This is a genomic window from Pseudomonas sp. FG29 (assembly GCF_057809355.1).
This window is the reverse complement of record NZ_JBMDJU010000002.1, coordinates 36,528-51,629: the sequence shown is the minus strand read 5'-3', so window position 1 is coordinate 51,629 and position 15,102 is coordinate 36,528. Positions and strand designations below refer to the sequence as shown.

Genomic DNA, 15,102 nt, shown 5'->3' with positions numbered 1-15,102 from the left:
TCGTTCAGCGTCGATTATTCAGCGGCTGGCCTTCATCATCTCGCGCGGCACGTACTTGCCGATCTCGTACTTGCCGATGGCAGCGCGGTGTACCTCGTCCGGGCCATCGGCCAGGCGCAGGGTGCGCTGCATGGCGTACCAGTAGGCCAGCGGGAAGTCGTTGGAAACCCCGGCGCCGCCATGCATCTGGATCGCCCGGTCGATCACCTTGAGCGCGACATTGGGCGCCACCACCTTGATCTGAGCGATTTCGCTGGCGGCAATCTTGTTGCCGACCGTATCCATCATGTAGGCCGCGTTGAGGGTCAGCAGACGTGCCTGGTTGATCTCCATGCGCGAGTCGGCGATGTGGTCGATGTTGCCGCCCAGGCGTGCCAGCGGCTTGCCGAAAGCGGTACGACTCACGGCACGCTTGCACATCAGTTCCAGCGCACGCTCGGCCATGCCGATTGAACGCATGCAGTGGTGGATACGGCCCGGGCCGAGGCGACCCTGGGCGATTTCGAAGCCACGCCCCTCCCCCAGCAGCACGTTCTCGTAGGGCACGCGCACGTTCTCGAACAGCACTTCGGCGTGGCCATGCGGTGCGTCGTCGTAGCCGAACACCGGCAGCGGACGCAGCACGGTGACGCCCGGCGCATCCATCGGCACCAGAATCATCGAGTGCTGCTGGTGACGCGGCGCATCCGGGTTGGTCAGGCCCATGAAGATCATCACCTTGCAGCGCGGGTCGCAGGCACCGGAGGTCCACCATTTCCGGCCATTGATGACCCACTCGTCACCTTCGCGACGGGCATTGGCCTGCATGTTGGTGGCATCGCTGGAGGCCACGCCCGGCTCGGTCATGGCGAAGGCGGAACGAATCTCGCCGGACAGCAACGGCTCCAGCCATTGCTGCTTCTGCGCTTCATTGCCATAGCGCACCAGCACTTCCATGTTGCCGGTGTCCGGTGCGGCGCAGTTGAACGGCTCCGGGCCGATCAGCGAGCGACCCATGATTTCCGCCAGCGGCGCGTACTCGGTATTGGTCAGGCCCGCACCGTAGTCGGATTCAGGCAGGAACAGGTTCCACAGACCTTCGGCTTTGGCCTTGTTCTTCAGCTCTTCCATGATCGCGGTCGGTTGCCAGCGATCACCTTCGGCCACCTGTTGCTCGAATACCGCTTCGGCCGGGTAGACGTGCGTCTCCATGAACGCGCTGACGCGCTCACGCAGCTCTTGAACCTTGGGGGAATAGGCGAAATCCATGGGCTGTACCTTCTGGCGAATCGGGGGTGAGGTCGTTATGGAAAGGATGCTAGAACAGCAGTTAAGATTTATCGAACCTATTTTCAGCGTGTATGAACATTCATAACCGATATATGATCGGCCAATAACAACAGTCCTGGAGCACGTCCGGCATGAACCTGACCAAGGTCGATCTGAACCTCTTCATCGTCTTCGATGCCATCTACACCGAGGCCAACCTGACCCGTGCAGGGCAGATCGTCGGCATCACTCAGCCGGCCGTGTCCAACGCACTCGCCCGCCTGCGCGAAACCTTCAACGACCCACTGTTCGTCCGTACCGCGCAGGGCATGGTGCCGACACCCATGGCGCAGAACATCATCGGCCCAGTGCGCAATGCCCTGCAGTTGCTGCGCGTCTCCGTGCAGGAAAGCCGTACCTTCAACCCGCAGCAGGCCGGCAAGACCTACCGCATCAGCATGACCGACCTCTCCGAGCAGATCCTCCTGCCGCCGCTGTTCCAGCGCCTGCGCCGTCTGGCACCGAGCGTGTGCATCGAGAGTTTTCTGGCCAAGCGTCGTGAAACCACCAAGGAACTGGCCGCCGGGCGCCTGGACTTCGCCGTCGACGCCCCGTTGAACACGGATCCGCAGGTGCGCCACGTCAAGCTGCTGGATGACCGCTATGTCTGCGCCATGCGCCCCGGCCACCCGTTGGCCAAGGAGAAGATCAGCCTCGACGAATACCTGTCGCTGACCCACATCCACATCTCCAGCCGCCGCAGCGGCCTTGGCTACGTGGATCTGGCTCTCGGCAAGATGGGTATTCAGCGCAAGATCGCCCTGCGCTCGCAGCACTATCTGATGGCCAGCAGCGTGATGCAGCAGACCGACATGGTGATGACCGTACCGGAGCGCTTCGCCCGTCGCCACAATCTGCATCATGTGACCTTGCCGGTCGGCGACGTACCGACGCTGGAAACCCACCTTTACTGGCACGAAAGCACGGATCAGGATCCGGCCAACCGCTGGATGCGCGAACAGATGATCGAGCTGGCGCAACAGGTGGTCGCGCAGGAGAAGAAAGCCGAACAGGCCGCAACGGCCTGACCAGGCGACACCCAGACGCAAGAAGGCCCGCATCATGCGGGCCTTCTCGTTTGCAACGAAGCGCGATCAGCGAGCGATGGTGCCGTCCAGCGAAGCCTTGCCAGCGCCTTCGATCAGCAGGGCGACACTGACAGCCAGCAGCGCCAGGGCGAACTCGTAACCGTTGTTGGCCATGAAGAAACCATTGACCAGGTGCACGGTGAAGATCGCCACCAGCATGGTCACAGCCAGTACCGCAGCTGCCGGACGCACCAGCAGGCCGACGATCAGCGCCAGGCCACCGAAGAACTCGGCGCTACCGGCCATCAGTGCCATCAGGTAGCCCGGAGTCAGACCGATGCTTTCCATCCACTGCCCGACCCCAGCCAGGCCGTAGCCGCCGAACCAGCCAAACAGCTTTTGCGAACCATGGGCGGCAAAGGTGATGCCGGCGACGATGCGCAGGATGGTGATACCGAAGCCAGCCTGGGTAGCGGTGATGCGTTTGATCAGTGCGTTCATTGCGGGAGGTCCTTCATGTGTGGGGGTTGATGGCGCTCATAATATCCAACTTATTCGATTTAAAAACCGAAAAATACCGCTTATCGGAATCGAATAATTAGATATTTACTTGAGCGTCACTCGCCTGCCCTGCGGCTCCAGCAAATAGCGCTCGCGGTCATAAGCAAGGTAGTACTTGTTGACCGCATTGACGTAACTCACGACACCCATGCCCATCTGCTCCATGGCCACGCGTTCAACCTGGAAAAACCACTGATTGGGATTGAGGCCACGGCGGCGTGCCTCGGCGCGCATGCTCTGCACCCGTTGCGGGCCCAGGTTGTAAGCCGCCAGGACGAACGCCATACGCTCGCGCTCATTGAGCTGGGCACTGTTGAAGAAGCTGCGGCGTATCTTCGCCAGGTACTTGCTGCTGGCCTGGACGTTGCCATCGACACTCTGGATGTTGCCCACCCCGACGCTGCGCGCTGCCGCCGGAGTGATCTGCATCAGGCCGGTGGCGCCGCTAGCACCGCGCGCACGCGGATTCAGGGTGGACTCCTTGAAGGCCACGGCAGCCAGCATCAGCCAGTCGAAATCATTCAGCTCGGCATGCTGCTGCAGCACGGCACGAACGCTCTCCAGGCGCTGGCGCTCGGCACGACCGAGCGGCGAATGCACTTTGTACAAACGCCGATAGACACGCTGGAAGGTCGCGTCCTGGTCGGCGGGCGCCTGGTAACCATCGAAGAACTTGTCGATGCTGGCCCGCAGCATCGGCGCATCCGGGCGCACGAACCACTTCATCTCACCGTCTCGCGCCAGCACGAGGTGGCGGTCGACACGCAGCTTGGGCATCACCTTGGCCCAGCGTTCGGCGATGGGCAGCTCCACCGCCGTGCGCTCGAAAATGCCCGCCTGCACCATTTCCAGCACGTCCTCGACCGCCAGGGTCGGGTCGACCCACTCCACCACGATTGGCGGCAGCCTGCGGTCTGCCAGTTGCTGGTTGATTCGCCGCAAGGCTTCGCCGACCGCGCTGCCAGCCGGCAGAGACAGGCTACGCCCCGCCAGTTGTTCGAGGTTGCGGTACTGACGATTACCCTGACGAGAGACCAGCACCAGCGATACGTCGCGACGGATCGCCTTGCTGGCGCTGACGTCATGCCCGGTACGCACATCGAGCAACTCGCCAGGCGCGACCAGATCGCCTTCGCCACGCTGCAGGGCGCCAAGCAGTTGATCCTTGGCCTTGGGGATGATCTTCAGCGTCAGGCTGCGGCCATCGCGAGCGTTGCGGTTCAGGTACTGCTCGAAGGCGCGCAAGCGGTGGTATTCGACGCCGATGCTCTGCCCTTTCACCGACCCGGAACTGTTGCGACTCTGGTTGACCAGCACACGCAGCTCACCACTACTGCGGATGGAGGGCAGATCACGGGTGACGCCAGGCTGACTGCCAACCTCCTGCGGACCGGCCAGGCGCGCGCTCGCCGAAAGCGGCAGCAGCACCAGCAGGCACAGGGTCAGCAACAGACGCAATAGGGAGTCTCCTGGGAGGGTGGCAATCAGCCGCCGAGCTCAGAGCACGGGGAAACACGCAAGTTCCCTGGCTCAAAAAGGTTGCGGAGGGTCGCACAGCTGGCGAATCGGCGCCACCTCACCTCCTTATCCGATGTTTAAAAAGACGCACCAATTCATTGTATTTACTGCCTTTTTCGATGAAAGGCAGACATCTGATATGCTCGCCAGAGGCTCAAATCAGGTCGCACCATGCAACTCATCGATATCGGCGTCAATCTCACCCATCCCAGCCTCGCCCCGCAGGCCGAGGCACTGTTGGAGCGCGCCTGGGCTGCCGGGGTGTGCCAGATGGTGCTGACGGGCACCAGTGTCGCCGAAAGCGAAGCCAGCCTGGCACTTTGCCGACAACTGGATGCCGAGGGTACGCGACTGTTCAGTACAGCCGGCGTTCACCCGCACGATGCCAGTAGTTGGAATGGCGCCTCCCGCGCGGCGCTCGAAGCCCTGCTCGACGAAGCTCAGGTACGGGCTGTGGGCGAATGTGGGCTGGACTTCGACCGAGACTTCTCGCCGCGACCAAGCCAGGAAAAAGCCCTGGAAGAACAGCTGGCGCTTGCCGCCGAGCTGCGCATGCCGGTGTTCCTGCATGAGCGCGCCGCCAGCCAGCGCCTGCTGGAAATCCTGCGGGATTTTCGCGACCAGTTGCCGGCGGCCGTCGTGCACTGCTTCACTGGCGAGCGCAAGGCGCTCTATGCCTATCTCGATCTCGATCTGCACATCGGTATCACTGGCTGGGTCTGTGATGAGCGTCGCGGCACTCACCTGCACCCACTGCTCAAGGACATCCCCGGCGAACGCCTGATGCTGGAAACCGACTCGCCCTTCCTGTTGCCACGCAACCTGCGACCCAAACCGAAGAACGGCCGCAATGAACCGGCCTTCCTGCCGGCCATCCTGCAGGAAGTCGCCCTGCACAGGAGCCAGACGGAGGAACAATTGGCGGCTCAGACCAGCGCCTGTGCTCGCACATTCTTCGGCTTACCGACCATACTGATGGACGCTGTACAAGATTCTTGATTGACGTCAAGACTCCGACATACCAACACGCCATACTGCTGGCACATCGCCAATAACGACCGCATCGAAACGGACGACAAGAATATGCGCGCCTGGATCAGCAACCTCTCCCTCAAATACAAGTTCTGGGCGGTCAACGCTGTCGCGTTCGCCATTACGCTGCTGCTGGTGCTGTTCGCCTTGCACACCGAGCAGTCAGCACGCGCCCTCGATGCGCGCCAGACAGCGGTGCAACAGGCTCAGCTGTTGCAGCAGTGGCCCAAGCAGGCACCACTGCCGAGCCTCGCCAATCTACGGATCGATGCCGCAGTATCAGGCCAGCCTGATGCCAGTGGCTGGACGCCCCTCGAGCACGACAACTGGTTCGCGCAAAACCCGCTCATCGGGACGCAACGCGCCAGCCTGCCGGATGGCCGCATCGTGAGCATCGAGGCTCACGCGCCCAGCCTGCTGCAGCTGTTCTTCGAGCATGCCACCAGCTACGCCTTGGCCGTGGCGGTCCTGATGCTCCTGCTGCTGGCCGCCTCGCAATTGCTCATCCGCTTCCTGCTCAGTCACCTCAATACGCTCAAGGACGTGATGCTGCAGGCCGAACGCAGCGGCGATCTGTCCCTGCGGGTGCCGCTGGACAGCCGTGACGAGGTGGGCCAGATGGCCGCCGCCTTCAACGCCATGCAAGCCGGTTACCAGCGCGTGGTCGGTACCGTGGGTAAGGTCGCCGCTGACCTCGACAATGGCACCAGCAGCCTGGCCCTGCACATGGGCAGCGTACGCCAGGGCATGCTCGCCCAGCAGAGCGAGACGGATCAGGCCGCCACGGCGATCAACGAAATGTCGGCGACGGTGCAGCACATCGCCGATCATGCCGGCACCACGCGCGACCAGTCGCTCAACGCCGATCAGTTGGCCCGCGCCGGCCAGCAGGTAGTCGAACGCGTCGAGCAATCCATCGCCGCCCTGTCTCAGGGGGTGCGTCAGAGCGCCGGCAGCATCGAACGCCTGGCCGAAGACAGCCAGCACATCAATCGCGTGGTCGGAGTGATCCACGGCATCGCCGAACAGACCAACCTGCTGGCGCTCAACGCGGCCATCGAGGCGGCACGCGCTGGCGAAATGGGACGAGGTTTCGCGGTGGTCGCCGACGAGGTACGCAACCTGGCCAAGCGGGTGCAGGAGTCCACCGACGAAATCACCCAGATGATCGGCAATCTGCAGGGCGGCACCCGCGATGCCGTGGAGTTCATGCGCGAGAGCTCGGAAAGCGCCAACCTGTGCGTGCAACTCGCGCAGGAGGCCGGTGAATCGCTGGCGGCCATCACCGCGGCGGTGGCGCTGATGCGTGACAGCAATACTCAGATTGCCGTGGCGGCGAATCAGCAGAGCCAGGTCGCCGAGGAAATGAGCCGTTCAGTGGTCGGCATCCGCGATGTCACCGAACGAACCGTGGGTCAGACCCTGGAATCGGCCGCGACCAGCCAGCAGTTGGCCGAGCTCGCCGGCCAGCTAAACCAGGCGATCCGTCAGCTACGGCACTGATCGCCCCGCCCCATGAAAAGGCTATGCAGGCCATAGCCTTTGCTCATTCGCCCCCAGCCTGCTGCACGACCTAGACTCGCGACATATCTGGGAGGAATGCAGCATGGCCACCTTACATTCGCGCCTGATCGGTTCTCGCGGTTCACCCCTGCACAGTGCGTCGCGTGCGCTGTCCGGGGTATTCATGGGGCTTTCGCTGGTGCTGTTGTTCATCGGCCTGTCCCAAACTGCGCTGGTGCCACTCGCCCTGGCGCTGATTGGCGGCTCTGCCGGCCTCGTGCTGCGAGACACACACTGAACGTTCCAGTGCGAAGCTGGCAGCGCCTCGATGCGACGCCAGCATGGCCTTGCATGACCGTTCGTCGGGTTAGCTGAAGGAAGTGGAGTCAGAGCAGATACATTCGACAACATATTGACTAACGATAGTGGTATGTCGCTCATGCGACATTTTTTTGTCGTCATTATTCTCGCATTGACTCATTTGCCCCTGGCAATGGCCGAGTCCGCTCCTTATCCGCTGGCTCGTCCTGCGCTGGATCTGTATCTGCTTGACGGCCAGCGTCATACCTTCACCCTTGCCGAGCTGCAGCGCCTGCCGCAGAGCCGCATTCGCCTGAAAGACGCACAAGGTGTTGCGCATCTGTGGCTCGGCGTTTCGCTCGCTGATCTGCTGGCCAGCGTTAGCGGAGCCGAAAAGGGAAACGCCCTGCATGCCAGGGCGTTGAATCAATATTCGATCTTCATCCCTCGTCTCGATATCGAGCGCTACCAGCCTCTCATCGCTTATCGGCGTGATGACCAGCTCATGGCCATCCGCGATTTCGGCCCGCTTCATCTGATCTACCCATTCGACGACTATCCCGAGTTGCGCCAGCAACTGTTTTACAACCGCGCCATCTGGCAGCTCAGTGAGATTCACCTCGAATGACTGCCGCACCCGCCCTCGCCTATCTGCGCAAGCGCCTGAAGCTGACCGCCCTGACCCTACTGGTCGTGTTCATGACACTGACCGTGGCCGGCGCCTTGTGGCTCGTGCACAAGCAGTCCAGGCACCTGGCCTTGCCGACCCTGCACAGTGAGCTATGGCAGGCCTATCAGGTTCACGCCGAGCTCGATCGGATGCAAACGGCCGCTCAATCGCTGCTGCAAGGCACGCTGCCAAGCGATGACATGGTGGTGCGGGTTCAGGTGTTGCGCAGCCTGGTCGAGCCCTTGAGCGGCCAGCACCTGTTCGACTTTCTACCCGAGTCCCGTCCGGCGGCGCAGGCCACACTGGGGCGCATCGAGATGCTGAGCCGGCGCTGGGACGCCATGGCCCATTGGGGCGATGCGCAAGGTAGCCGGCACGTCGCCGAAGAGGTGCTGCAGGAACTGCCCACCCTGCGTCAGCCGATACACGAAGTACTGGTCGCCACCAATATCTCCCTGGCCAACGAGCTCGATGCCGAACGCGAGCATCTGTACCAGTACTTCACCAGCCTCGGTTGGGCCCTGCTGGGCCTGCTGCTGGGCGGCTCACTGCTGGTCGCTCGCCTGATCATCGATTACCGCAAGGCACACGCGCTCTCCAATAGCCTGGCCGAGCTCAATCAATCGCTCGAACAACGTGTCAGCCAACGCACCGCCGAGCTCAGCGAAGGCCAGGCACTGCTGATGCAGATTCTCGACGCCAGCCCCAGCGATGTGGCCCTGATAGCCAGCCAGGGTCATCAGGTGTACTTCGTCAATCAGCGCCTGCTGGAACGCCTGGATTTGAAACACACCAGCGAGTTCCGTCTCGATCGCCTGTTCGTCAATGCGCGAGAGGCCATGCATTTTCGCGAGGCGCTGCTGGCCAGGCACCGTGTCGATGACTGGGAAAGTCAGTTGGCCGGCGACGAATCCTACTGGGGCGTCGTATCCGGACGCCTGCTCGAGTATCGCGGCGCGCCCGCGCAGTTGATCTGGTGCTATGACATCAGTCTGCGCAAGCGCATGGAACAGGAGCTGTTGGTGCTGGCGACCACCGACGCGCTCACCGGCCTCAGCAATCGTCATGCGTTCATGCAGCGCGCTGCCGACCTGGTGAAGAGCGCCGAGCGTTTCGATCAGCCCTGCACCCTGCTAATGCTGGACATCGATCACTTCAAGCAGGTCAACGACCTTTACGGCCACCAGAGCGGCGATGAAGTGCTGGCAAAGCTGGGGCAACTGCTACTCAGGGAAATGCGAGAGGTAGACATCGTCGGCCGTCTTGGCGGCGAAGAGTTCGCCGCCCTGCTCACGCAAACCGATCCGACGAGCGCCGCAGCAGTCGCCGAACGCCTGCGCAGTGCCGTACAGAAACTGCAACTCAAGGCCGTGGATGGTCGCCCACTACATCTGACCGTCAGCATTGGCGCGGCCGCCAGACGCCCGGCAGAACCACTGGAAGGCGTCATGAGCCGGGCAGACAGCGCCCTCTACCAGGCCAAGAGCAACGGCCGCAACCGCGTCGAGCACGCTAGTACCTGAGCGGCGCAGCACTCAGGCGAATACCGTTACCGTTTGCCGGCTAAGCGCAATCAACTCGCCTGCCGGGCTCCACAACGCAGCGGCGACATGGCCGTAACCATCGCGCGCATGCTCGATCTCGGCACGGTACAGGCACCAGGCGTCGCTCATCACCGCCGGCAGTGGCTGGACGAATTCGCAAGTCCAGGTCAGCGAGCTACCCGGCGCCGGTCCTTGCAGATGCGACAGCACCGCCGGTGGCCAGGCATCGACCAATGCCAGCAGATGCGCCTCCGTCAGCCACTCAGGCTGCGCCACCGCCTCGCCGCGCAGGCGCACCCAGCCCCCCATCTGCCGCGACTTGTTGTGGCTGAACGGCAAACCGCCAATGCCCCAGCGCATGGCCAGATAACGGGTGAAGTCGGGGGTGACATTGCGCAGGTAGGGCAGCTCCTGGCAGCGCTCGGCCGGCTCGATCTGCGGTGCCGGCAATGGCAACACCTCGACGACCGACTCACGCGGCGCACCGAAGCTGCCCTGCACCAGGGTCACGACCTGGCCGTCCTGCACGGCGCGCAGAGCCATCTGGCTGACGGCCTTGCCTTCACGCAGCACCTCAGCCTCGAAGCTCACCGGCACATCCGGGGCAACGGGCCCCACGAAGGTAATGGCCAGCGAACGCACCGGGCGCCCTTCGGGCACCTGAGCACGCATCGCCTCATAGGCCAGCGCGGCGACCAATCCGCCAAAACTGGCGCGCCCCTGCGCCCAGGTGGCCGGGATCACCACTCGATCCGGTTGTGTACGCACGGCATGGAGCAACTCAGTGAACGTCATGACGACCTCAGTCGATTGAAGATGGCAGCGATCTTAGAGGAACAAGGTGGTTAGGCTGCACGGCATATCGGGCAAATTTTCGGCGAGAATGTCGCCTTATCGCTGCAGGGGGAAGTCGCCGAGCAGTTTTAGCAGCACTGCATCCGCTCGCTCGACATGCATCGCCAGCGCTTCATTCCAGATCACTCGGCAGTCCTGCAGGCCGGGCTCTTTCTCGGTCAGGGCCAACCATTGCAGGCGATCATGCCAGTCTCCCAACGCAGCCTGCGCGGCCTTCAGGCGCGCCTGCACGGCGGGATCGAGGCCGCTTTGCCGCGCGTAGGCTTCAGCGCCGTAACGTACGCGCTTGATCAACAGCCGCAAGGCGTGCCGATCCTGCTGCGGCTCGCGTAACGCCCGCGCCAGGCGCCTCTGCTGCTGACGCAGACGCCGACGGATGCGCCTGTCCAGGCCGTCGAGTTCGCCGTCTCGCCCGGCCTGCCGCCAGCACGCCGGCCAGTCGTCAAGCAACGCCAGCAATTCACGCATTTCACGCGCCGTGGCGATCATGCGGTACTGGTCTTCTCGCGCCACGGCCAGCGCCTGTGCAGGTTGCGCGTGGCCCAGGCGCTGCAATTCGCCTAGTAGCACCTCCTGATCACGCACCGGGCCACTGAGGCGCCCCAGAGCGCCAGCGGCCTGCTCCAGCACCTGCACCAACGGCAGGCCACGCAATGGCCTGAGCAGGCTGCGCAGGCGCCGCAAGGCAATGCGCAGATCATGCAGCGCCTCATCGTCCGTTACGGCCAGAAGGCGTTCACGGCAGGCATACAGGCGCACGTGCAAGGCAACTACACGCGCGATATCACGCTCGATGGCATCCTTCATCGTGATTCTCCGACAGGGTTGCGCCTGAGGCGCCAGGGCATGGCACGGCGTACCTCACGTAACGCCGCACGCAACTCACGCGCATCGTACGCCGACCCCGCATAGCGTTGACGCTCGAAACAGTTGGCAAATCGCTGTATGGCAGCAGCCTGCTGCGGCAACTCGGTGGCTGCACGCTCGGTGAAGGCACGCAGCCCCTCGCCGGTCGCACGGCGCAACCCCTGGCGCTGCAAGGCACGCTCGAAGCGCGCGAGCACGGTCTGCATCGGGTCACGTCGCTGCTGCCAGGGCTTGAGTAGCCATAACGCCAGAGCGCCCAGCAGGCCGCCGCCGACGAGCAGCATGACCAGCGCCAGGCGCTGCCAGTCGAGACCGCCGAGCCAGCGTTGCAGCAGTTGCACCTGCTGCTCGCCCTGATAGCCCAATACCCAGCGTTGCCAGCCGTAGTTGAGGTTCTCCCACTGCAGGCGTAGCTGATTGATCCAGGCCACCTCGCGGTAACGCAACGGCGAGAACGGCTGATCATCGAGGAAGGCTTCATCCGCGCCCAAGGCCTCTTCCAACCCACGTTCGATGCGCTGCGGCGCAACCTGGAAGGTCGGGTCGACGCTGCGCCAGCCCTGCCCCTGCACCCAGTATTCGACCCAGGCGTGAGCGTCAAACTGGCGAACCTGCACGTAGTTGCCACCCGGGTTCAGCTCGCCGCCCTGATAGCCAGTGACCACGCGCGCCGGAATCCCTGCAGCGCGCAGCACGAATGTCATCGCGCCGGCGTAATGGGCACAGAACCCGCGGCGGGTGTCGAAGAGGAATTCATCGATGCTGTCACGTCCGAGCGGCTGTGGACGCAGGGTGTAGACGTAGGGCTCACGATTGAAATGGCGCAACAACGCGGTCACCAGCGCCTCATCGTCGGCATGCTCACGGCGCAGTGTCGCCGCCCACTCGCGGCTGCGCGGATCACCCTGCGGCGGCAGCTGCAGCGCCCGGCGCAGCATGGCGGCATCCGCCTGTGGCTCACGCAATGCCTCAGGCCAGGAACGTGCCTGGTAAAGCAGAGTGCGGTCAACCGGGCGTACCCGCTGCCAGCGAAAATCGCTCATCATGCGGCTTTCCTCGGCCTGAGCTTCGGCTACATCGAGGGTGAACAGCCAGGGCTTGCCACTGGCCTGCATGATGATGCTGTAGTCGACCGGCTCGCCACGCGGCTGCCACTCAGGGGCGCGAGGGATAGCCGCATAGCCAGACTGCGACCAACGTCGACCGTCGAAGCGCTCCAGCGTCAGGGCGCGCCAGTACAGTTGCGTGCGCGGCGGAATGGTGCCCGTGAAACTGGCACGGAAGGCCAGCTCGGACGACCGGCTGAGCTGGGCGATGTCTGCAGGTTCCATGCTGTCGGAAAGCCCGGTCACGCCCTTGTCGCTGGGCATCGGCAGCGTCCATAACGGCCCCAGCCGGGGAAAGAACAGAAACAGCACCAGCATCAGCGGTACGGCCTGCAGCATCAGGCTCGCAGCCAATCGTAACGTTGCCCACGGGCGCGCAGCGAAGCGGCTCTGCTGCAGGCCGATCAGCGCGGCCAACAAGGCAAGGGTCGGCAACAGGCTGTACAACGCGGCGATGATGCCGTCATCGAACAGATAGGCCGTGACGACGCAGAAGAAGCCAAGAAAGATCAGCACCAGGGCGTCACGCCGCGTGCGCATTTCCACCAGTTTCAGGATGAACGTGCCGATCAGCAGCACCACGGCGGCATCCAGACCGATCAGGGTGCCGCGCGAGAGCAGGATGCCGGCCAGCACCGCCACCAGCAGCGCGCCCTTGGCCAAACCGCCGGGGTAGCGCAGGCGCATGCGGAAAATCTGGATACGCCAGACAACAGCCAGCAACCACAGGCCGATCACCCAGGGCGGCAAGTGCAGCAGATGCGGCAGGATCACCAGCACCTGGGCCACCAGCAGCCAGATCAGGGCGATACGCGGGATCAATGCCAGAGTCATGCATCCTCTCCGAACAGCGCCAACGCCCGCAGGCACGCTTCACGGTGACCATCGCCCTGGTCGGGCTCCAGCGTCAGCCCCGGCAGACGCAAGCCGAAGGGCTGCTGACGCTCGGCGAGCTGCAACACCCAGTGGCAGAGCAGCGACAGACGCGTCTCGACATCACCGGCCAGGCTGTCGAAATCCAGCCACAGATCGCGCCCGGCAAGCATGGCGAAATCCTTCACCTGCAGCCCGTGGCCACGGGAATAAGCCTTCCACGCCAGGCGACGCTTGGAGTCACCGGGCTGATAGCCGCGCAGCCCCTGGAAGTCATCCGCGCCCTGGCCGCGCGCCTGCACCCCGTCCTCTTCGTCCTCGCCTGCACCGGCAGCCAGTGGCAACTCACCGGCAAGCGGCTGCGGGTAGACCAACACCGCCTGATCCAGGTCGACCCAACTCCAGGCCACCAGCAAGCCCAGCGGGAAACGACTCTCGACCCGCAGCCGCGGCGGCTGCAGCCAGCCTCGACGTTCACTCGCCAGGCTCAGCTCGACCTCGGTCAGCCCTTTGGCGGCTACGTCGACCTGGCGCAACGGTGTCGGCGGCCAGCCCAGCGCCACGGCCTGGTGCTCGCGCCCCAGGCTTTCCAGGCGTACACGAAAGATGGCCTGCTCACCGCTGAATACCGCAGTGCCACCGCCAGCTTTGAGCACCAGCCCGGCCAGATTGCGATAGGTGTGCAGAATGGCCACCACGAAGATCGCAGCGAGGAGAAAGGTCAGACCATAAGCCAGGCTGTTCTGGTAGTTGATCGCCGCCACGAGCATCAGCAGCAGCACCAGGCCGAAAGCCGCCCCCACGCCGCTCGGCAGGATGAAGATGCGCCGCTGATCGAGGCGCACGCTGGCCGCTGCCGGGATACGGCGCGCCAACCAGCGTCGCCAGTAGGGCTTGAGCGAGGCCAGCATCAGAGCGCCGGAACCTCACGCAGCAGCCACTGCACCAGGCTGCCACCGCCATGGCCGGTCGGGTCGGCACGCTCGCGCAAGCGATGACCGACGACCGAGGGCAGTACGGCCTGGACATCCTCGGGGATCACATAATCACGCTCGGCCAGCCGTGCCCAGGCCCGCGCCGCAGCGAGCAACGCCAGGCTGGCGCGCGGTGACAGGCCCCAAGCGAACTGTGGCTGGCTGCGCGTCGCCTCGACCAGGCGCAACACGTAATCCACCAACGCGTCGCTGGCCCGCACCTTGGGCACCTCGGCCTGCAGGCGTGCCAGCTCGGCATGATCGAGAATGGGCTCGAGGCGCGGCAGCAGGTCACGCCGCGCATCGCCCAGCAGTAAGGCGCGCTCGGCGGCCTGCGCCGGGTAGCCCAGCGACAGGCGCATTAAAAAGCGATCCAGCTGCGATTCCGGCAAGGCGTAAGTGCCACCGCTGCTCACCGGATTCTGCGTGGCAATCACGAAAAATGGCTCCGGCAGAGGGCGCGTGGCCCCCTCGATGGTCACCTGGCCTTCCTCCATGGCTTCGAGCAAGGCGCTCTGGCTCTTCGGCGTGGCGCGGTTGATCTCGTCGGCCAGCACCAGCTCGGCGAAGATCGGCCCCGGCTGAAAGACGAACTGCCCGTTTTCCTTATCGAACACCGACGTACCGAGAATGTCGCCGGGCAACAGATCTGAGGTGAACTGGATGCGTTGAAAGCTAAGCCCCAGAACACGGGCTAGCGCATGACTGAGGGTGGTCTTGCCCATGCCGGGCAAATCCTCGATCAACAGGTGCCCGCGCGCCAGCAGACAGGCCAGGGCCAGTCGCACCTGCCCCTCCTTGCCCAACAGCACGTGGTTGACCGCATCGAGACAGGCGTCCAGTTTACTTCGCATCATCGGCTCCTCGGATCCAGGCTGCCGATGCTACTGGGCCGCCACGGCTGGGCAAAGCGCCATGTAACCTTTGCTCACGAAACTGTGAGGCGCTGCCACACAAGCAGGC

General features: G+C 63.7%; 14 protein-coding genes. 6 read left to right on the top strand and 8 right to left on the bottom strand.

Features of this window, described 5'->3' with window-relative positions; translation table 11 throughout:
- Positions 1–18 precede the first annotated feature (18 nt).
- Positions 19–1,248 carry an acyl-CoA dehydrogenase gene (locus ACODS1_RS03695; RefSeq protein ID WP_322977902.1) on the bottom strand — a complete coding sequence of 410 codons (1,230 nt, stop codon included), beginning with the start codon at positions 1,246–1,248 and terminating at the stop codon, positions 19–21.
- Positions 1,249–1,400: 152 nt separating this feature from the next.
- Between ACODS1_RS03695 and ACODS1_RS03690 the strand changes: the two genes are divergently transcribed.
- Entirely contained in the window at positions 1,401–2,336 is a 936-nt protein-coding gene (locus ACODS1_RS03690; RefSeq protein ID WP_322977903.1) for a LysR family transcriptional regulator, read from the top strand.
- Between the two features lie 66 nt (positions 2,337–2,402).
- Here ACODS1_RS03690 and ACODS1_RS03685 read toward each other — a convergent pair whose 3' ends face one another.
- Both ACODS1_RS03685 and ACODS1_RS03680 read right to left on the bottom strand, forming a co-directional pair.
- Complete coding sequence (locus tag ACODS1_RS03685) at positions 2,403–2,837, bottom strand: DoxX family protein (RefSeq protein WP_322977904.1); 435 nt, start codon at positions 2,835–2,837, stop codon at positions 2,403–2,405.
- A gap of 105 nt (positions 2,838–2,942) precedes the next feature.
- Positions 2,943–4,355, bottom strand: a complete 1,413-nt coding sequence (locus ACODS1_RS03680; protein WP_489084589.1) for an MltF family protein — start codon at positions 4,353–4,355, stop codon at positions 2,943–2,945.
- Between the two features lie 231 nt (positions 4,356–4,586).
- On the opposite strand from ACODS1_RS03680, the gene ACODS1_RS03675 reads away from it, so the two are divergent.
- From ACODS1_RS03675 to ACODS1_RS03655, 5 genes are all read left to right on the top strand, one after another.
- Positions 4,587–5,414, top strand: coding sequence for a TatD family hydrolase (locus tag ACODS1_RS03675; RefSeq protein WP_489084588.1), 828 nt, complete (start codon positions 4,587–4,589; stop codon positions 5,412–5,414).
- 84 nt (positions 5,415–5,498) lie between these two features.
- Positions 5,499–6,950: a methyl-accepting chemotaxis protein gene (locus ACODS1_RS03670; protein WP_489084587.1), complete on the top strand. Its 1,452-nt coding sequence runs from the start codon at positions 5,499–5,501 to the stop codon at positions 6,948–6,950.
- Between the two features lie 103 nt (positions 6,951–7,053).
- On the top strand, positions 7,054–7,248 hold the full coding sequence (locus ACODS1_RS03665; RefSeq protein WP_322977908.1) for a hypothetical protein: 195 nt from the start codon (positions 7,054–7,056) through the stop codon (positions 7,246–7,248).
- Between the two features lie 132 nt (positions 7,249–7,380).
- Positions 7,381–7,878, top strand: coding sequence for a putative pterin-binding protein (locus ACODS1_RS03660; protein ID WP_489084586.1), 498 nt, complete (start codon positions 7,381–7,383; stop codon positions 7,876–7,878).
- On the top strand, positions 7,875–9,443 hold the full coding sequence (locus tag ACODS1_RS03655) for a GGDEF domain-containing protein (protein ID WP_489084585.1): 1,569 nt from the start codon (positions 7,875–7,877) through the stop codon (positions 9,441–9,443). Before ACODS1_RS03660 ends, ACODS1_RS03655 begins: the two co-directional genes overlap by 4 nt.
- 12 nt (positions 9,444–9,455) lie before the next feature.
- Here ACODS1_RS03655 and ACODS1_RS03650 read toward each other — a convergent pair whose 3' ends face one another.
- From ACODS1_RS03650 to ACODS1_RS03630, 5 genes are all read right to left on the bottom strand, one after another.
- Complete coding sequence (locus ACODS1_RS03650; RefSeq protein WP_489084584.1) at positions 9,456–10,259, bottom strand: acyl-CoA thioesterase; 804 nt, start codon at positions 10,257–10,259, stop codon at positions 9,456–9,458.
- Positions 10,260–10,355: 96 nt separating this feature from the next.
- The gene (locus ACODS1_RS03645) at positions 10,356–11,126 is read right to left on the bottom strand and encodes a CHAD domain-containing protein (protein ID WP_489084583.1); all 771 of its coding nucleotides are present in this window, start codon (positions 11,124–11,126) and stop codon (positions 10,356–10,358) included.
- On the bottom strand, positions 11,123–13,126 hold the full coding sequence (locus tag ACODS1_RS03640; protein WP_489084582.1) for a transglutaminase TgpA family protein: 2,004 nt from the start codon (positions 13,124–13,126) through the stop codon (positions 11,123–11,125). The genes ACODS1_RS03645 and ACODS1_RS03640 overlap by 4 nt, the downstream gene beginning before the upstream one ends.
- Positions 13,123–14,076 carry a DUF58 domain-containing protein gene (locus ACODS1_RS03635; protein ID WP_489084581.1) on the bottom strand — a complete coding sequence of 318 codons (954 nt, stop codon included), beginning with the start codon at positions 14,074–14,076 and terminating at the stop codon, positions 13,123–13,125. The genes ACODS1_RS03640 and ACODS1_RS03635 overlap by 4 nt, the downstream gene beginning before the upstream one ends.
- Positions 14,076–14,993, bottom strand: coding sequence for an AAA family ATPase (locus ACODS1_RS03630; RefSeq protein ID WP_489084580.1), 918 nt, complete (start codon positions 14,991–14,993; stop codon positions 14,076–14,078). Before ACODS1_RS03630 ends, ACODS1_RS03635 begins: the two co-directional genes overlap by 1 nt.
- Positions 14,994–15,102 lie beyond the last annotated feature (109 nt).